The following is a 17,469-nucleotide window of genomic DNA, read 5'->3' as shown; positions in this document are numbered from 1 at the left end:
GGGCCAGCCTAGACATGGACGGCTCCCCGGCCGGAGACGTGGGCGAGCGGGGACCGGTGCTCATGCGCGGCGCGGGCAGCCGGGCCCGCCTGTGCGGGCGCGGTCGGTCCGGACGGCAGGGAAGGGCCGGAGGCCGTGACCACGCGGTCCGGGCGCCGCCGGGGACGGGCGCCCTGTTCGTAGGCCCGGAACGCGGCCCAGCAGAGCGTCAGGGCCGCGGCGAAGACGGGCAGCCACAGCAGGCGGGCCGCTATCCAGCCCGGGGACCCGGGCACCGTGTGCAGCCCGGGCAGATCGGCGGACACGAGCAGCCCGAGGGAGGTGACGGCCATCATGGCGGTCTGGTGCCACAGGAAGACCGTCATCGCGGAGAGGTTCACCAGGGCCACCTTCGCCCAGGCGGCCGGCCGCCGCATGGCCCGTGCCAACGGCTCGCGCACGAGCAGCGCCAGCCCGCACTGGGCCAGGCCGAAGGCGACCGCCGCGAGCGTCGGCGGGTTCAGATTCGACACCGCGGCCCCGGGGACACCGACCATGGACGCCGGGTACCCGCCCCAGAGGACCAGTGCGGCAGCGGACACGGCTCCCCCACCCAGGAGCAGGGCCGGTGAGCGGCGGCCGGCGAACGAGCCGGAGGCCCAGGCGGCGCCCAGCGCGTAGGGGACGAGCCAGCCGGCGCCCACGTTCACCCAGCCGACCCACTCGGGCCCCCCGAACCCGAACCGCCACACGTCCACCCCCGCGACCACGGCCGCCGGCCACACCGGGCTGAGCCGTGCCACCAGCGGCGTCGCCGCCGTGAGCGCCGCGAACACCAGCAGGAACCACAGCGGCGACAGGACGAGCCTCAGCAGCGTCCACACGGTGCTCGGTTCCACACCGCCGATCAGCATCCCGGCCGCGACCGCGGCCCACAGCACGAGCACGGCCGCGACCGGCCGGAAGAGCCTCCCCAGCCGCTGCCCCACCCAGGTGCGGTACGAGCACTTGCGGGCCCGCGCCGAGGCGTAGCCCTTGGCCGCGACCTGACCGCCGACCAGGAAGAAGACGGCCAGGGTCTGGAACACCCAGGACACCGGGGCCAGCCAGGGCATGTGCGCCAGCGGACTGGTGGTGCTCAGACCGCCGTCGGTGGTGGTCAGCGCGGTGACGAGCCAGTGCCCGAGGACCACGCCCAGGATCGCGACGGCCCGCAGCGCATCCACGCTCCGGTCCCGGTCGGCGGGGGTGCCCTCATCGATCCGGGCGGCCACAACGGCCCAACGGGCGCGGAGCTTACGCATGGCGGCCCTCCGGGGCGGTACCGAGGACGATCGCGGCCAGGCCGTCGAGGGACTCGGTGCCGGGCTTGAGGTAGTCGCTGTGCCCGCCGGGACCCGCGGCGAACACCCAGGCCCCGAAGGCGGGGTCGACGGGATCGGCCCCGAAGCCGATCCCGCCGAGCCGCACGTGCGGGACGCCGGAGATCCAGTCCGCGCCGCCGCGCCCGGCCCAGACGCGGGCGCCCGTCGGCAGCTCGTCGGCGGACTCGGCTCCCGTGCCCGGGCTGCCGAACAGCGCGATGGCGGTGACCGCGGGCCCGGTCGGCGTACGGGCGCAGACCACGGATCCGTACGAATGGCAGAGCAGCGAGAGCCGTGAGCCGGGCGCGGTCATGCCGGTCAACCGGTTGAGGAAAGGAGCCAGTTCGGATGCGGCCTCGTCCGCCCGGTCGGCGGTCAGGACGGTCGTACTGACCGTGCCGGGGGTGTCGTACCCGAGCCAGGCCACCACGGCGGAGCGTGGATGCTCGGCCTGGAGGCGCTGCCCAAGGGCGACGGCCCCGGCACGGAACCTTTGGTAGGTGTCCAGGGTCGTATCGGAACCGGGCACCAGAACGGCGATCCGGTCGGCGCTCTCCAGATCCCCGAGCACCTCGACGGCCCGCCCCCTGCCGCGGCCGTCGAAGGCGAGGAACTGGGCCGTGCCGTCCGCCTCCATGGCGCGGAGCCTGGCGGCCCGGCCCGTCCGGCCCGCCTCCTCGGCCATCCGGGCCGCTTCGGCGAGACCGGCGCGGTTGGCCGCGTACCGGCTGTGCGGTGCGGCGTCCTCGGCGAACGCGGCCGGTGGGGGAGCGGGGACGTCGGCGGAGGCGGCGGCGGAGACCGGGAATATGACCGCCGAGGCGACCAGCGCGGCCAGCAGGGTGCGACGCCTGCGGCCGCGACTACCGCTCCTCGTACCCGCCGTCGGTGCCCCGTCTGCCGTGCCTGTCGTTCGTGCCGCGCCTGCCGTTCCCGCCGTGCCCGTCCCCCGCGCCGCCATGATGTCTTCTTCCTTCGGTCCGGAAGAGCACTCCGCGCTCTTCTCTTGAACCGAAGTTAGAAATCAGGGCCCGTCGTCGGCGTCACGCTGGGGAGCCGTGTTCGCACGTAGCTCTCAGGTATGACGAGGGGTACCTGAGAGCTCCAAGGTCGGTGTTCTTCGCGTGACTTCGCGCCTCAGACGTCGACGGGGCCGGAGGGAGCGGTCACCGTGTCGAGGGCCGCCGAGAGGCGTTCCAGGACGCGGGCCGTTTCCGCGAAGGCGGCTTCGCCCAGTTCGGCCTCCAGACGAGTGGCCAGGGAGGCGTGGCCCGGGCCGATGCGGGCGATCGCAGCGCGCCCCTCTTCCGTAGGGCGGAGCAGTTTCGCCCTGCGGTGGGCCGGGTTCGGGACGTACTCCGCCAGGCCTTTCGCGGCCAGCAGGTCCGCGATGCGCTGGACGCTCTGCCGGGTGATGCCCATCGCACGGGCGATGCCCGCCACCGGGAGGGGTTCGCGCAGCACCGCGCCCAGGACCTGCCACCAGGCCGCGGTCAGCCCGGCCGGCCGGGCCAGTTCCTCCGAGACGGAGAGGAACTGGCCGTTCAGCCGGAACACCCCGAGTGCGGTGCGGCTCAGCAGATCCTGACGGGCCCGCAGGGATCCGGGCTCGGGCACGCCGTCGGTCACGGGATCGGGCACGGACTCGGACTCGGCCACGGGATCGGGCACGGACTCGGACTCGGACTCGGCCACGGGATCGGGCACGGACTCGGTCACGGGATCGGGCTCAGGCCCGGACTCGGACCCGGACTCGGACTCGGACTCAGGCATCGCCCGACTCCGTGGCCGCCATCAGCACGGGGAACGCGCTCTCGTCCGAGTCGTGGAACAGCCGGTACCACGCGTCGAGCACGTCCGGCTCGTACACGTCCAGCCGCGCGAAGACCTCCCGGGCGAACGCCACCGGTTCCGTCGGCCCCGCCGTGATCAGGTCCCCGTCCGTGACCGCGTCCGCCTCGACGTAGCGCTCGGCGCCCCCGTACCCGGGCTGTGGCGCCAGGTAGAAGGAGGCCGCGCTGGTGTGGGCCCGGTCGTCCAGTACGCCCGCCCGCGCGAGCCCGGCGGTGGCCCCGCAGATCGCCGCGACCGGGACCCCGGCGGCCAGGAACTCCGCCGCCTTCGCCGCGAACGGCGCCAGTTCGTCGCCCGCGTCCCACAGCTCGGCCCCGGTGAGGATCAACAGCGAGGAGTCCTCCGGCCGCAGCTCGGACAGTGCCATGTCGGGCAGCATCCGCACACCGCCCATGGTGGTCACCGGCTGCCCGGCGGCCGTGCCGACCGTGCGGATCCCGTGGCCGCGCTGGGTGAGGTGGGCCGTGGTGTGGCCGGTCTCCCAGTCCGCGTACGTGTCGTAGACGGCCAGGTGGACCGGCTTGCGGTCGGATTCCCGTCGGGAGTCGTGCGTCGTCTCGTTCATGTTCTTCGCCTCCGGTGAGGTGGGAGAGGTGCGAGAGCGGTGAGAAACGGCTGGAGCATCGATATGACAGCATTCTGTCTTATCGACAGGATGCTGTCAATAGAGGGCCTCCGGCGGTCCGATACCGACAGACTGCCGAGACCCGCCCCCCACCCCCATACAGTCCGCCGATATCGCCCCCCACCTGCACACTTCTAGCGTGACGACATGACCCCTCACTCCGCCCCGCACACCCTTGCCGAAGTCAAGGACGCCGACCGGAAGCACGTCTTCCACTCCTGGTCCGCCCAGGCCCTGATCGACCCGCTCGCCGTCGCCGGGGCCGAGGGGTCGTACTTCTGGGACTACGACGGCAACCGCTTCCTCGACTTCTCCTCCCAGCTGGTCAACACCAACATCGGCCACCAGCACCCCAAGGTCGTCGCCGCGATCCAGGAGCAGGCCGCACGCCTGTGCACCCTGGCCCCCGGCTTCGCCGTCGACGTCCGCTCCGAGGCCGCACGCCTCATCGCCGAGCGGACCCCCGGCGACCTCGACAAGATCTTCTTCACCAACGGCGGCGCCGAGGCCGTCGAGAACGCCGTCCGCATGGCCCGCCTGCACACCGGGCGCGCCAAGGTGCTCTCCACCTACCGCTCGTACCACGGCGCCACCGCCGCCGCGATCAACCTCACCGGCGACCCGCGCCGCTGGCCCTCCGACACGGCCGCCGCCGGCGTCGTGCACTTCTGGGGCCCGTTCCTCTACCGCTCGCCGTTCCACGCCACCACCGAGGCCGAGGAGTGCGAGCGCGCCCTCGCCCACCTCGCCGACACCATCGCCTTCGAGGGTCCCGGGACCATCGCCGCGATCATCCTGGAGAGCGTGCCCGGCACCGCCGGCATCATGACCCCGCCGGCCGGCTACCTCGCGGGCGTGCGCGAACTCTGCGACCGCCACGGCATCGTCTTCGTCCTGGACGAGGTCATGGCCGGCTTCGGCCGTACCGGCAAGTGGTTCGCCGCCGAGCACTGGGACGTCACCCCCGACCTGATCACCTTCGCCAAGGGCGTGAACAGCGGGTACGTGCCGCTCGGCGGCGTCGCCATCTCCGGCGCCATCGCCGAGACCTTCGCCACCCGCCCCTACCCGGGCGGACTGACGTACTCCGGCCACCCGCTGGCCTGCGCCGCCGCCGTCGCCACCATCAACACGATGGAGGAGGAGGGTGTCGTCGAGCACGCCGCCCACCTCGGTGAGAACGTGATCGGCCCCGCGCTCGCCGAGATCGCCGAGCGGCACCCGTCCGTCGGCGAGGTACGCGGGCTCGGCACCTTCTGGGCGCTGGAGCTCGTACGGGACAAGGAGACGCGCGAGCCGCTCGTCCCGTACAACGCGGCCGGGGCGGACAACGCGCCGATGGCCGAGTTCGCCGCGGCCTGCAAGGCGTCCGGCCTGTGGCCGTTCGTCAACATGAACCGCACCCACGTCGTTCCCCCGTGCAACATCACGGAGGCGGAGGCGAAGGAAGGCCTGGCCATCCTCGACGAGGCGCTGACGGTCGCGGACCGGCACACCGCGTAGGCCGGCCACGTCGCTCGTGCCCGCCACGTCCGCGTAGCGGGCGGCAGGTGGGCGGTGGATCCGCATATCGACCGCCCATCGATCGGTTTCGGCCGGGGTGTCTGGCCTAAGGTGTCCGGAGTTCTACTACAGGAGACGGACCCTTATGCCAGGCAGCGGAGCTGTCACCCGCAACACACTTCGCCAGCAGATCGCGGACGCGCTGCGTGACGAGGTGCTCGCGGGACGCCTGCCGCCGGGGACCGAGTTCACCGTCAAGCAGATCGCCGAGCAGTACGGGGTCTCCGCGACCCCGGTCCGCGAGGCGCTGGTGGACCTGTCGGCGCAGGGGCTGCTCGAACTGGTCCAGCACCGCGGGTTCCGCGTGCGGGTCTTCTCCGTGGACGACTTCCGGGGAATGGTGGAGGCCCGCTCGCTGGTCGTGGACGGGATATTCCGCCAGCTCGCCGAGCGGGGCGCCGGGGCGGGTTGCGGCGAGAAGCTGGTGTCGGTGCGCCGCCGGGCCGAGGAGGCGCAGAAGGCGGCGCGCAGCGGTTCGCTCGAAGTGTTGATCGGCTACGACCTGCGCTTCTGGCGGGAACTGAGCGCGCTGGTCGGCAACGCTTACATCTCCGATTTCCTGCACCGGATCCGGGTGCAGTGCTGGGTCTTCGCCGTGCCGCACCTCCAGCGCGATCCGCGGCTGCGGGACGCGCTGTGGGACGGGCACACCGACCTCGTGGACGCGGTGACGCTGGCGGACGCCGACGCGGTGCGGCGGATCGTGCACGCGTACAACCAGCACGGGCTGGACTGGGCCGCCGGGCTCTGAGGGGTCCGGGGTCGTGCCCGTGGGCGTCCCGGGGCCTGCCGCGGGCGCCCTGTGGCCGTGCCGTGGCCGCGCCGTGGCCGTGCCGTGGTCGTGCCGTGGCTGGTCGGCGGCCGGCCGGTTCGCGCGCGGTTCGCGGGGGCCTCTGTTCGCCGAGGTTCTCTCCGCACCCCTTCGCGGAGTGTGTTCGGCGCACTACTCTGGCTCGATCGGCGACAACGACTGATCGGAGCCCGCGTGGCCTGTGACCTGTGGCTGGTCCCCCTTGTCGACGTGCTGTGCCACAGCCCCGACAACCCCTTCGCGGAAGAGATCGCCTCGTACGACAAGGCGCTGGGCGAGGCCGGACTGCCGTCCGTGCCGGTGTTCGCGTACATGCCGGGGCTGTCGGGGGACGTCGCCCCGGTGGCCGGATTCGACTACGACGCCCTGCACTTCCTGCGGCGGGCGTACCTGCTCCAGCTCTGCGGGCTGCCGGTGACCCCGGTGGACGAGCTCGGCGGGGACTACGAGCAGCTCCTGGAGATGTTCGAGCCCACGGCGCAGCAGTCGCACCTGGTCTGGCACTACGACCACGCGGGGGCGTACGTCCCGGTGGACTTCGCGGTGCCGCTGGCCAACGAGGAGCTGTTGGCGGGGGGCGGGCCGCTGGGGTCCGCGCAGGGGCTGCTGCGGGAGCTGCTGTTCGTGGCCCCGGCCATCGGGATAGACCCGGGGAATCCGCCGGCGGCGCCGGCGCCGCCGGGGCGGCCGACGTCGTTGGAGGAGCCGGCGGGGCCGATTCCGTACGACGACAGTCCGTTCGCGCGGGAGCGGCACGTGTGGTTGGGGTTGCATGCGGCGGCCACGCGGAGTCTCGGCCAGGGGTCGATGATCATCTTCAGCTGACCGCGGTCGGTTCCCTGTGGGGGTGCGGGGTGCAGGATGGGGCGGGGTGCGGGTTCCGCTGTGCGGAGCAGGTCCCCGCCCCGCCCTTCCTCCGTTCCCCGGGTCTCCGCCCCGGACCCCGGTCCTCAAGCGCCGGGCGGGCTGAGAAGACTCGGGGCTCCGCCCCGGACCCCGCGCCTCGAACGTCGGCGGGGGTGGAAGGCCCCGGGGCTCAAGCGTCGGCGGGGCTGGGAAGGCTTGGGCCCAGGGGGGTCAGCGGGGTTGTTCCGGGGGGCGTTGGCGGGGCATGTTCGGGCGGGTGCCCGGGGGGAGGGGGAAGCGGGCCGGGGGGACGTACGCGTCCGGTCGGGAGCCGCCCGCGCCCAGCGACTGCATCACCAGCGGTGCCGGGCCCGAGCTGAACTCCACCATCCACTCCGCGGTCTCCGACCGCACCAGCTCCGTCACGTCCTCCGAGAACCGCCGCAGGACGGTGAGGCAGCGCTCCGCGGCCTCGCTCGCCGTGCCCTCCGTCGGGCCGAGCACCTCGCGCACGTTCTCCGAGGCCCAGTCGAACTGGAGGGTCTGCAGACGCCTCTGCACGGCCTGCGCGGTGGCGACGTCCCGCATCCAGCCCGAGGTCAGCCCGAAGAACCGGTCGCAGGCCAGGCAGGCCGCGCCCAGCAGCAGCGCCAGGAACCCGTACGAGGACGCGCCCGGCGCCGAGCCCGTCAGCTCCAGCAGCGGCATCGCGGCGCCCGTGATCGCGCCGGCGGCCGCGCCGACACGCATCACCCGCGCACCGCGGCGCTTCCACGCCCGGTCGGACAGGTACCACTCGGCGGTGCGCAGCGCGTCGGCCTCGACCCGCCGGTAGAGCTCGTCCAGCCGCTCCGCGGGCTCGCCCCAGTCCCCCAGGGGGAAGGGCCGACCGGTGAGATCGCCCGCCGCCATAGGTCCGCCGCCTTCCTCGCGGGGATCCCGGGGTGGCCCCTCGGGCTGCATCTCCGGCTGGCTCACCCGGCACTCCCTCTGCCTGCGCTGACGTGTGGTGGTGCGCGTGTGCGCAATGGTGCGCATGCTCTTCCTACCTTCGAATGACGCGCAGTGGGCGCCGAATCCCGCGATTTCCGCCCACAAGGAGGGCTCCATCAGGTACGCGTGCGCCCCGTCTCTCACTCGAAAGAGTTGGTCCTCACGGCGTAGGGCGCGGCGCCCGGGGAGCACGTAGGCTCGGATTGACCAAGCGTCCCGACGGTATGGAGTGAGTTACCTGTGATTCCCGGTGGTGGCCAGCCCAACATGCAGCAGCTGCTCCAGCAGGCCCAGAAGATGCAGCAGGACCTCGCCGCGGCCCAGGAAGAGCTGGCGCAGGCCGAGGTCGAGGGCCAGGCCGGCGGCGGTCTCGTCAAGGCGACCGTGACCGGCTCCGGCGAGCTGCGCGCCCTGGTGATCGACCCGAAGGCCGTGGATCCGGACGACACCGAAACCCTTGCCGACCTGGTGGTGGCGGCGGTGCAGGCGGCCAACGAGAATGCGCAGGCACTGCAGCAGCAGAAGCTGGGCCCCCTCGCCCAGGGTCTGGGCGGCGGCGGCATCCCCGGCCTCCCGTTCTAGTACCGACCGCACACCGACCGCACACCGACCGGCACACCGACCAAGAAAGAAGGCAGTCCGTTGTACGAAGGCGTGGTCCAGGACCTGATCGACGAACTGGGCAGGCTGCCCGGCGTCGGGCCCAAGAGCGCGCAGCGGATCGCCTTCCACATCCTGCAGGCCGAGCCCACCGACGTCCGCCGCCTCGCGCACGCGCTGCTGGAGGTCAAGGAGAAGGTCCGGTTCTGCGCGGTGTGCGGGAACGTGGCGCAGGAGGAGCGGTGCAACATCTGCCGCGATCCGCGCCGCGACACCACGGTCATCTGTGTCGTCGAGGAGCCGAAGGACGTCGTCGCGATCGAGCGGACCCGCGAGTTCCGGGGCAAGTACCACGTCCTCGGCGGCGCGATCAGCCCGATCGAGGGCGTCGGCCCCGACGACCTGCGCATCCGCGAGCTGCTGGCGCGACTGGCGGACGGCGAGGTGACCGAGCTGATCCTGGCCACCGACCCGAACCTGGAGGGCGAGGCGACCGCCACCTACCTCGCCCGCATGATCAAGCCCATGGGCCTGAAGGTCACCCGCCTGGCCAGCGGGCTCCCCGTCGGGGGAGATCTGGAGTACGCGGACGAGGTCACGCTCGGGCGGGCCTTTGAAGGAAGGCGACTTCTCGATGTCTGACGCAACGCTGCACGCCCTGGGACAGGATCCGGACGACTTCGCGGCCTCGATCGCGGACCAGATCGAGTCCTTCATCGTCGCGGTCACCGAGGTGGCCAAGGGCGAGGACCCGGACAGCGCCGTGCCCTTCCTCCTCCTGGAGGTCTCCCAGCTGCTGCTGGCGGGCGGCCGGCTGGGCGCGTACCAGGACGTGCTGCCCGAGGAACGCTACGAGCCCGACCTGGGCCCGGAGCCGGACGTGGACGATTTGCGCGAGCGCTTCGCGATCATGCTGGAGCCGGTCGACGTCTACTCCGAGGTCTTCGACCCGTACGAGCCGCGCAAGGCCCCGGTGGCGCACCGGATCTCCGACGACCTGGCCGACGTGGTCGCCGACCTGCGGCACGGCCTCATCCACCTCCAGGAGGGCCGCGTCACCGAGGCGCTGTGGTGGTGGCAGTTCTCGTACTTCACCAACTGGGGCCCGACGGCCTCGGCCACCCTGCGCGCCCTCCAGTCGCTGATCGCGCACGTACGCCTGAACCAGCCGCTCGCCGCCCTGGACGGCCTCGACACGGACGAGGACCTGACCGAGGACGACCTGGCGGAGCAGGCCGGCCAGGTCATGGCCGAGGAGCTGGGCGGCCTCGGCCGCAAGTGACCGCGAGCCGCCGGCCGTGCCGCGGCCGGGGGAACTCATCCTTTGGTCCGTTCGTCTCATGATGTGGTACGAGGCGGTCGGATCCCGGTCGCTCGTTAGACTGCACCAGCAATGAGACGGACTGAGCGAGGAGCGCACGTGGGCCTTGTCGTGCAGAAGTACGGAGGCTCCTCCGTAGCCGATGCCGAGGGCATCAAGCGCGTCGCCAAGCGGATCGTGGATGCCAAGAAGGACGGCCACCAAGTGGTCGTCGTGGTGTCCGCGATGGGCGACACGACGGACGAGCTGATCGATCTCGCCGAGCAGGTATCCCCGATGCCTGCCGGGCGCGAATTCGACATGCTGCTGACCGCCGGAGAGCGGATCTCCATGGCCCTGCTGGCCATGGCGATCAAAAACCTGGGCCACGAGGCCCAGTCGTTCACCGGTAGCCAGGCAGGCGTCATCACCGACTCGGTCCACAACAAAGCGCGCATCATCGATGTCACGCCGGGCCGTATCCGCACCGCGCTGGACGAGGGCAACATCGCCATCGTCGCCGGTTTCCAGGGCGTGTCCGCGGACTCCAAGGACATCACCACCCTGGGCCGCGGCGGCTCGGACACCACCGCCGTGGCGCTCGCCGCCGCGCTGGACGCCGAGGTCTGCGAGATCTACACCGACGTCGACGGCGTCTTCACCGCGGACCCCCGCGTCGTGAAGAAGGCCAAGAAGATCGACTGGATCTCCTCCGAGGACATGCTGGAGCTCGCCGCCTCCGGTTCCAAGGTGCTGCTCCACCGCTGTGTCGAGTACGCACGCCGATACAACATCCCGATCCACGTCCGCTCGTCCTTCTCCGGACTGCGCGGCACCTGGGTCAGCAACGAGAAGCCGCAAGGGGACGACCAGGTGGAGCACGCCATCATCTCCGGAGTCGCTCACGACGTCTCCGAAGCCAAGATCACGGTCGTCGGCGTCCCGGACAAGCCGGGCGAGGCCGCGGCGATCTTCCGCGCCATCGCGGACGCCGAGATCAACATCGACATGATCGTGCAGAACGTGTCGGCGGCCTCCACGGGCCTCACCGACATCTCCTTCACGCTCCCCAAGGCCGAGGGCCACAAGGCCATCGACGCCCTGGAGAAGGCGAAGGGCCAGATCGGCTTCGACTCCCTGCGCTACGACGACCAGATCGGCAAGATCTCCCTGGTCGGCGCGGGCATGAAGACGAACCCGGGCGTCACCGCCTCCTTCTTCCAGGCGCTGTCCGACGCGGGCGTCAACATCGAGCTGATCTCGACCTCCGAGATCCGCATCTCGGTCGTGACCCGCCAGGACGACGTCAACGAGGCCGTCCGCGCCGTGCACACGGCCTTCGGTCTCGACTCCGACAGCGACGAGGCCGTCGTCTACGGAGGCACCGGACGATGACCTCCGCCCGGTCCTCCGGCCCGGCGCTCGCCGTGGTCGGGGCGACCGGAGCGGTCGGCACCGTCCTGCTCCGGATGCTGTCCCTGCGGGCGGACGTCTGGGGCGAGATCCGCCTGATCGCCTCCGCGCGTTCGGCCGGCCGCATGCTGGCCGTCCGTGCGGAGGAAACAGAGGTGTTCGCCCTCACCGAGGACGCCTTCGACGGCTTCGGCGTGGGCGACGTCGCCCTCTTCCTGACCCCGGCCGACATCTCGGCCCGCTGGGCTCCCGTGGTCGCCGCGCGCGGCACCGTCGTCGTGGACCAGTCCGACGCCTTCCGGGAGGATCCCGAGGTGCCCCTGGTGGTGCCCGAGATCAACGCCCACGCCGTACGGATGCGCCCGCGCGGGATCGTCGCCGCCCCGGACACCGTGACCGCCGCGATGATCGCCTCCCTCGGCGCGCTGCACGCCGAGTACGGCCTCGCCGAGCTGGCCGTCTCCACGTACCAGGCCGCGAGCGCCGCCGGTCGGGCCGGCACCGAGACGCTGCGCCGCCAGCTGTCGCTGGTCGCGGGCACCTCGCTGGGCGAGCAGCCCGGGGACGTACGCGCCGCCGTGGGCGAGGACACCGGCCCCTTCGCGGCGCCGCTGGCCCTCAACGTCGTGCCGTGGTCCGGTGAGCTGCGCGAGGACGGCTGGTCCTCGCACGAGCTGGCGGTACGGGCGCAGACCCGCCGGATCCTCGGGCTGGACCGGCTCCCGGTGGCGGTGACCTGCGTACAGGTGCCCGTACTGACCGGGAATTCGCTGACGGTACGGGCCCGGTTCGAGAACGTGGTCGACGCCGTGCACGCCCGCGAGATCCTGGACACCGCGCCCGGCGTGGTGCTCGTCGACGATCCCGCGGCGGGGGAGTTCCCGACCCCGGCGGATGCCGTCGGGACGGATCCCGCCTGGGTGGGACGGGTACGGGCCTCGCTCGACGACCCGCACTCGCTGGAGTTCTTCGTGTGCGCGGACAACCTCCGCAAGGGCGCCGCTCTGAATGCCACTCAGATCGCGGAACTGATCACAGGTGAATTTGCGTAATTCGCTTTGTAGGATCGGACCTGATCCCTTGATCAAGGTGATGGCCCGACTGCCGTCTCGATAGGGCGGGGCAATCGGGAAGAGCGGGTACGCATGAGGGCAATTGGGATTTCGCCGGGCCGGCAGCCTCGCGCGTACAACCCTGACGGGGGGACGGGTGTCCTACAGGCGTGGCAGAGGCACTCCTCGAACTGGCAGTCCTTCCGGCGCGCACCGGGATCATCCCTTCGCGCCGGGGCTTGCGCGCACCCGGCACGTCCGGCAAGACCCTCGGTGGGGTCCCCGTGATCGTGCCCGTCCCGCCGGTCGGGCCCCCCGAGACGCCCGTTCGGCCCGCCGTCCCGACCCCGAGCGGCCTCGTGCCCGCACCGCGCGAAAGCGCTGACGCGGGCGCCGGCGGGAGCGGCACGGCCGAGGCGGGTGCGGCGGGCGAGGTGAAGGAAGTGGTGGCCGGCACCACGGTCGACCACCTCACCGAGACCTACCGGGCGCACTACCGCTCGCTGCTCGGCCTCGCCGCGCTGCTCCTCGACGACACCGCCTCCTGCGAGGACGTCGTCCAAGAGGCGTTCATCCGCGTGCACTCGGCCCGCAACCGCGTCCGCGACCGGGACAAGACCCTGGCGTACCTGCGCCAGACCGTCGTGAACCTCTCGCGGTCCGCCCTGCGCCGGCGCATCCTCGGCCTCAAGCTGCTGTCGAAGCCGATGCCGGACATGGCGAGCGCCGAAGAGGGCGCCTACGACCAGCTGGAACGGGACGACCTGATCAGGGCGATGCGCGGACTCCAGCGCCGCCAGCGCGAGGTGCTGGTACTGCGCTACTTCGCGGACATGACGGAAGCCCAGGTCGCCGAGACGCTGGGGATATCCCTCGGCTCGGTGAAGGCGTACGGATCGCGGGGCATTGCCGCGCTGCGGGTGGCGATGGAGGCTGCGCAGTCATGATGGACGACCACACCGTGCCGGGCGGCGCGAGCGACGAGCAGGCGCTGCGGGGCCTGCTGCGCGGGGCCGTCGAAGGCCTGGAGCCCTCCGAGGACGCGCTCGAGCGACTGCGGTACGCGGTCCCGGCGCGTCGGGCCCTCAAGCGCCAGGTCCTCATCGGCGCGGCGTCGGTGGCGCTGCTCGCGGGGACCGCGATCCCGGTGGCCATGCACCTGACGTCGGGCGAGGGCACCAACCCCGACCACTCGACGATGGCGGGCCACGACTCCTCCTCCGGCGCCAAGCCGGGCATCAAACCCTCCGATCCGCACCAGAACGGCTCGGGAGCCACCCCCAAGTCCACCCACTCCACCGGAACCGGCCCCGTCACGGGCGGCACCACCGGGCAGCCCAGCGCCACAGCGGGCGCCTCGGCGGGCGGAGCGACGGTGGGCCCGTCCGGAAGCGCCGGCTCGGCCGGACCCGGCGGCTCGGGCGGCGTGGTCGTGGGCCCGGGCCCGCTGCCCCCGGTGGCCGCACCGGGCCTGCCCGGATGCGGGGCCGCGCAGCTGGGCGTGGTGGGCTCGGCCCGCGCCCCGGAGCCCGACGGCAAGGTGTACGGCAGCTTCAAGGTCACCAACCTGTCGGCGCAGGGCTGCGCCGTCACCGGCCCGGACACCGTCACGGCGGCCGGCTCCGCGACGGGTGCGGGCGCGGCGGTTCCCGTCGTCGGCCACACGGCGGGGGACCCGGCGAGCGGACTGCTGCCGGATCCGGCGAACCAGGCCACGGTGCTGGCGCTGCCGCCGAACACGGCGTACGAGGTCCGCTTCGCGTGGGTGCCGTCCGGCGAGCCCTGTACGGAGGCGACCTCGGGCGCCAACCCGAAGCCCCCGGCCGGCCCCGCGACGGTGCCCGGCGCGGCGGATGTCCCCGGACAGGACCAGTCGGGCGTCACGCCCCCGGCGGCCCCGGCCGGTGTGGAGGTCTCCCACACCCCGCAGCCTGGCTCCCCGACGACGCAGACGACCATTCCCCAGGCGTGCGGCGGCACGATCTACCGCACGGCCCCGATCCCGGTGAGCACCAAGCCGTAGCGAATCCGGCCCCGCCGGCGTTCGAGGCGCGGGGTCCGGGACGGAGTCCCGGCGGCAGGGCCGCGGGCGATACCGCTCAGCCCCGCTCGGCCCCGGCAGCCGCCCCCGCCTCGGCCGGCGGGGCCTCGGGCAGCAGCCCCGCCTCGGCGTCCCGCAGGGTCTCCACCTCGCGCCTGTACAGCCGTACCCACATGAACAGCACGAAGGCGACGAAGACGAACCACTCGCCGGTGTAGCCGAGGTTCTGGAAGGCCTTCAGGTCGAGCCCGGTGTTGACCGGCGCCTGCGCCGGCACCGGAAGCATGCCGTCCACAGGCGTCTGCACCGTCAGCCACGCGTCGTACAGGTCGTACGGGACGATGTTGACCAGCGAGGCCGCACCGATCACGCCCAACTGCCCGGCCGGCAGCCCGCCCGCCGCGTGCACGCCCTTGCTGCTGGAGCTCTCCGAGGCCTGCAACGCCCCGGTCACCTCGACCCGGCCCGTCGGCGCGGCCGGCGCCTTCGCCGGGTCCGCCGCCCCCGGCAGCCAGCCCCGGACCACCGGGACGGCCTTGCCGGAGTCGGTCTTCAGCAGGGTCAGCACGTAGAAGCCGGACTCGCCGCCGAGCAGCCGCTCGGGGACCAGCAGCTGCTCCCCGTACGTCCCGGAGGCGGACGCGAGGCGTCCGGAGGTGTTCGTGTCCACCGGGAGCAGCGAATCCAGCGGCGCGGCCACCCGGTCCGCGGGCCGCTCGGCGCTCGCCTCCCGGTGGCTGTCGACGCGGTCCTCGAAGCGGCCGAGCTGCCAGGACCCCATGAACAGGCAGAAGGGGACGGCGAGCGCGACGAAGACGTTGATCCCCCACCAACGCGGGGTCAGGAGAAACCGGTGCACCCCACCACGGTACGGGGGGAGCACCGGAGACTCCCGGGCGGGCCCCTGGGCCGTCCCTTCCGGATCTTGCCTGGCCCGCGCCGCCCGCAGGATCCGAACGGGACGGCCTAGCGCGGCAGGTGCTTCAGTGCGAATTCCAGGTCCATCCGGACCTGCTTGATCCGCTCCTCCACCACCAGCGAGCCGTGTCCCGCGTCGTAGCGGTACACCTCGTGGACCGCACCGCGTGCCGCCAGGCGGTCGACGTAGTTGTCGATCTGCCGGATCGGGCAGCGCGGGTCGTTCACGCCCGCCGCGATGTGCACGGGCGCCTTCACCGAGTCCACGTACGTCAGCGGCGAGGAGGCCTCGAAGCGGTCCGGGACCTCCTCCGGCGTGCCCCCGAAGAGGGTGCGGTCCAGCGCCTTCAGCGCCTCCATCTCGTCGTGGTACGCCGTCACGTAGTCCGCGACCGGCACCGCGGCCAGGCCCACCGCCCAGACGTCCGGCTGCATGCCCAGCCCCAGCAGCGTCAGGTACCCGCCCCAGGAGCCGCCCGACAGCACCAGCCGCGCCGGGTCCGCGAGGCCCGAGGACACGGCCCACTCCCGGACCGCCGCGATGTCCTCCAGCTCGATCAGGCCGACCCGGTGCTTGAGGGCGTCCGTCCACTCCCGGCCGTAGCCCGTCGAGCCCCGGTAGTTGACCCGGACCACCGCGAAGCCGTGGTCCAGCCAGGCCGCCGGGGTCGCCGCGAAGGCGTCGCTGTCGTGCCAGGTCGGTCCGCCGTGGATCTCGAACACCGTCGGGAAGGGGCCCTCACCGTGGCCGACCGGCCGCTGCACGAGCGAGTGGATCCGCCCGCCCGGGCCCTCCACCCACGCGTCCTCCACCGGCACCGAGCCGGGCGGCCGGAAGCCGGGCGGGTCCAGGACGACCCCGCCCGCGGTGGACTTCACAGACGAGGGCTCCGCGGCCGAGGACCACAGGTACTCCACCGTCCCGTCGGGCCGCGCCGTCGCGCCCGACACCGTCCCCGCGGGCGTGTCCACGCGTACGAGCTCCCGCGCGGCCAGGTCGTAGCGCCACAGCTCGCTGCGCGCCTCGAAGCCGTGCTCGACCAGCAGCGCGGAGCCGTCCGGGTACCACTCGGCGCTCACGTCGCCGGGCAGGTCGATCGCCAGCTCCTCCTCGGCGCCGGTCGCCACGTCCCACACCATCGGCTCCCAGCGGCCGCGCCGCTGGTGGCCCACGAGCAGCCGGGTGTCGCCCGCGATCGGCGCGAAGCCGAGCACCTCCAGGCCCAGCTCCTCGGTCCCGCCCCGCGAGTCGTCCAGCTCGGCGACGGTGGCGCCGTCGAGGGTGAGCACGCGCAGCGCGGAGTGCATGGCGTCACCGTGCTCGGTGTGCTCGACGGCGACGAGCGTCCCGTCGTAGGAGAGGTCGCCGACGCCCGCCGACTCGCGGTGCCGGTAGATCACGACGGGCTCGGTGCCGTCCGCGCGGACCACGTGGACGGTCGAGCCGTCCTCGTCGGTGGAGCGGCCGACGACCGCCGTCCCGTCGCGGCCGATGGCCAGCCCGGCCGGGTAGGAGGGCTCCAGGCCGGGCGTGGCGGGCTCGTCGGAGCCGCCCGCGAAGGGCTGGCGCACCCAGGTGCCGAACTCGTCGCCGTCCGTGTCGGAGAACCACCAGATCCACTCGCCGTCGGGGGAGAGGGTGCCGTCGGTGGTGCCGTTGGGGCGGTCGGTGGCCTGCCGCTGTGCGCCGGTGGCGCGGTCCCAGGCGTAGAGCTCGAAGGTTCCGGTCGCGTTGGAGACGAAGAGCGATCGGTCCGGGGCGTCCTCCGCCCAGTCGGGCAGGCCGACGCGCGGCGCCCGGAAACGCTTCTCCCAGTCGGGCATCTCGGGGGTGATCTCGCTGTCGCTGGTCATGCGCCCATTGTGGCCGCCGCGGGCCCCGGGATGCCGACTGCTCCATACGGGCGCACAGTGGAACTCGCACCCCAAGGAGGAACGATCATGGCGAAGAAGGCCCACACCGGGCACCACAGCCACCAGGATTCCGAGCGGGCCATCGCGAAGAACACGGCGGCGGAGGCCCGGGCCAAGGCCGCGAACCGGGACATCCAGTCATCCGCCGCGAAGACGCGCGGCATGCAGCAGAAGGCCAACGCCAAGCGGGGCTGAA

18 protein-coding genes are annotated in these 17,469 nt (G+C 72.6%); 11 read left to right on the top strand and 7 right to left on the bottom strand.

Annotated features, from left to right (window positions below):
• Positions 1-8: 8 nt before the first annotated feature.
• The 4 genes from ACFYYJ_RS01010 to ACFYYJ_RS00995 form a co-directional block, all read right to left on the bottom strand.
• Positions 9-1,283 (bottom strand): acyltransferase, encoded by a 1,275-nt coding sequence (locus tag ACFYYJ_RS01010; RefSeq protein ID WP_389127571.1) that lies wholly within the window; start codon positions 1,281-1,283, stop codon positions 9-11.
• Entirely contained in the window at positions 1,276-2,304 is a 1,029-nt protein-coding gene (locus ACFYYJ_RS01005; RefSeq protein ID WP_389127569.1) for an alpha/beta hydrolase, read from the bottom strand. Before ACFYYJ_RS01005 ends, ACFYYJ_RS01010 begins: the two co-directional genes overlap by 8 nt.
• Before the next feature lie 176 nt (positions 2,305-2,480).
• On the bottom strand, positions 2,481-2,960 hold the full coding sequence (locus ACFYYJ_RS01000) for a MarR family winged helix-turn-helix transcriptional regulator (RefSeq protein ID WP_389128044.1): 480 nt from the start codon (positions 2,958-2,960) through the stop codon (positions 2,481-2,483).
• A gap of 148 nt (positions 2,961-3,108) precedes the next feature.
• Positions 3,109-3,762 carry a DJ-1/PfpI family protein gene (locus ACFYYJ_RS00995; RefSeq protein ID WP_385126326.1) on the bottom strand — a complete coding sequence of 218 codons (654 nt, stop codon included), beginning with the start codon at positions 3,760-3,762 and terminating at the stop codon, positions 3,109-3,111.
• A gap of 207 nt (positions 3,763-3,969) precedes the next feature.
• Between ACFYYJ_RS00995 and ACFYYJ_RS00990 the strand changes: the two genes are divergently transcribed.
• From ACFYYJ_RS00990 to ACFYYJ_RS00980, 3 genes are all read left to right on the top strand, one after another.
• Complete coding sequence (locus ACFYYJ_RS00990) at positions 3,970-5,325, top strand: aspartate aminotransferase family protein (protein ID WP_389127566.1); 1,356 nt, start codon at positions 3,970-3,972, stop codon at positions 5,323-5,325.
• A gap of 145 nt (positions 5,326-5,470) precedes the next feature.
• The gene (locus tag ACFYYJ_RS00985; RefSeq protein ID WP_385126328.1) at positions 5,471-6,136 is read left to right on the top strand and encodes a GntR family transcriptional regulator; all 666 of its coding nucleotides are present in this window, start codon (positions 5,471-5,473) and stop codon (positions 6,134-6,136) included.
• A 234-nt stretch (positions 6,137-6,370) separates the two neighbouring features.
• Positions 6,371-7,021: a hypothetical protein gene (locus ACFYYJ_RS00980; RefSeq protein ID WP_385126330.1), complete on the top strand. Its 651-nt coding sequence runs from the start codon at positions 6,371-6,373 to the stop codon at positions 7,019-7,021.
• 252 nt (positions 7,022-7,273) lie between these two features.
• Here ACFYYJ_RS00980 and ACFYYJ_RS00975 read toward each other — a convergent pair whose 3' ends face one another.
• The gene (locus ACFYYJ_RS00975) at positions 7,274-8,020 is read right to left on the bottom strand and encodes an SLATT domain-containing protein (RefSeq protein ID WP_389127563.1); all 747 of its coding nucleotides are present in this window, start codon (positions 8,018-8,020) and stop codon (positions 7,274-7,276) included.
• A gap of 255 nt (positions 8,021-8,275) precedes the next feature.
• On the opposite strand from ACFYYJ_RS00975, the gene ACFYYJ_RS00970 reads away from it, so the two are divergent.
• The 7 genes from ACFYYJ_RS00970 (at position 8,276) to ACFYYJ_RS00940 (ending at position 14,423) form a co-directional block, all read left to right on the top strand.
• A complete protein-coding gene (locus tag ACFYYJ_RS00970) occupies positions 8,276-8,617 on the top strand; it encodes a YbaB/EbfC family nucleoid-associated protein (protein WP_376656600.1) in 342 nt (113 codons plus the stop codon).
• Between the two features lie 60 nt (positions 8,618-8,677).
• Complete coding sequence (gene recR, locus ACFYYJ_RS00965; RefSeq protein WP_376656601.1) at positions 8,678-9,277, top strand: recombination mediator RecR; 600 nt, start codon at positions 8,678-8,680, stop codon at positions 9,275-9,277.
• A complete protein-coding gene (locus tag ACFYYJ_RS00960; protein ID WP_385126333.1) occupies positions 9,270-9,917 on the top strand; it encodes a DUF5063 domain-containing protein in 648 nt (215 codons plus the stop codon). Before recR ends, ACFYYJ_RS00960 begins: the two co-directional genes overlap by 8 nt.
• A 138-nt stretch (positions 9,918-10,055) precedes the next feature.
• Positions 10,056-11,330, top strand: coding sequence for an aspartate kinase (locus tag ACFYYJ_RS00955; protein ID WP_385126334.1), 1,275 nt, complete (start codon positions 10,056-10,058; stop codon positions 11,328-11,330).
• Positions 11,327-12,400: an aspartate-semialdehyde dehydrogenase gene (locus ACFYYJ_RS00950; protein WP_385126335.1), complete on the top strand. Its 1,074-nt coding sequence runs from the start codon at positions 11,327-11,329 to the stop codon at positions 12,398-12,400. The genes ACFYYJ_RS00955 and ACFYYJ_RS00950 overlap by 4 nt, the downstream gene beginning before the upstream one ends.
• 170 nt (positions 12,401-12,570) lie before the next feature.
• Positions 12,571-13,347 (top strand): SigE family RNA polymerase sigma factor, encoded by a 777-nt coding sequence (locus ACFYYJ_RS00945; RefSeq protein ID WP_385126336.1) that lies wholly within the window; start codon positions 12,571-12,573, stop codon positions 13,345-13,347.
• Complete coding sequence (locus tag ACFYYJ_RS00940) at positions 13,344-14,423, top strand: hypothetical protein (protein WP_385126338.1); 1,080 nt, start codon at positions 13,344-13,346, stop codon at positions 14,421-14,423. Before ACFYYJ_RS00945 ends, ACFYYJ_RS00940 begins: the two co-directional genes overlap by 4 nt.
• A gap of 76 nt (positions 14,424-14,499) precedes the next feature.
• Here the strand turns inward: ACFYYJ_RS00940 and ACFYYJ_RS00935 are convergent, their stop codons facing one another.
• Positions 14,500-15,300, bottom strand: coding sequence for an SURF1 family protein (locus ACFYYJ_RS00935; protein WP_385364461.1), 801 nt, complete (start codon positions 15,298-15,300; stop codon positions 14,500-14,502).
• 107 nt (positions 15,301-15,407) lie between these two features.
• Positions 15,408-17,213 carry a prolyl oligopeptidase family serine peptidase gene (locus ACFYYJ_RS00930; protein WP_389127558.1) on the bottom strand — a complete coding sequence of 602 codons (1,806 nt, stop codon included), beginning with the start codon at positions 17,211-17,213 and terminating at the stop codon, positions 15,408-15,410.
• Positions 17,214-17,300: 87 nt separating this feature from the next.
• Between ACFYYJ_RS00930 and ACFYYJ_RS00925 the strand changes: the two genes are divergently transcribed.
• Positions 17,301-17,468 (top strand): hypothetical protein, encoded by a 168-nt coding sequence (locus ACFYYJ_RS00925; protein ID WP_385126342.1) that lies wholly within the window; start codon positions 17,301-17,303, stop codon positions 17,466-17,468.
• Position 17,469 lies beyond the last annotated feature (1 nt).

It is taken from the genome of Streptomyces sp. NPDC002467 (assembly GCF_042889825.1).
GTDB lineage: Bacteria > Actinomycetota > Actinomycetes > Streptomycetales > Streptomycetaceae > Streptomyces.
The sequence above is the reverse complement of the archived record's forward strand: the minus strand, read 5'-3'. Positions and strand labels throughout refer to the sequence as shown.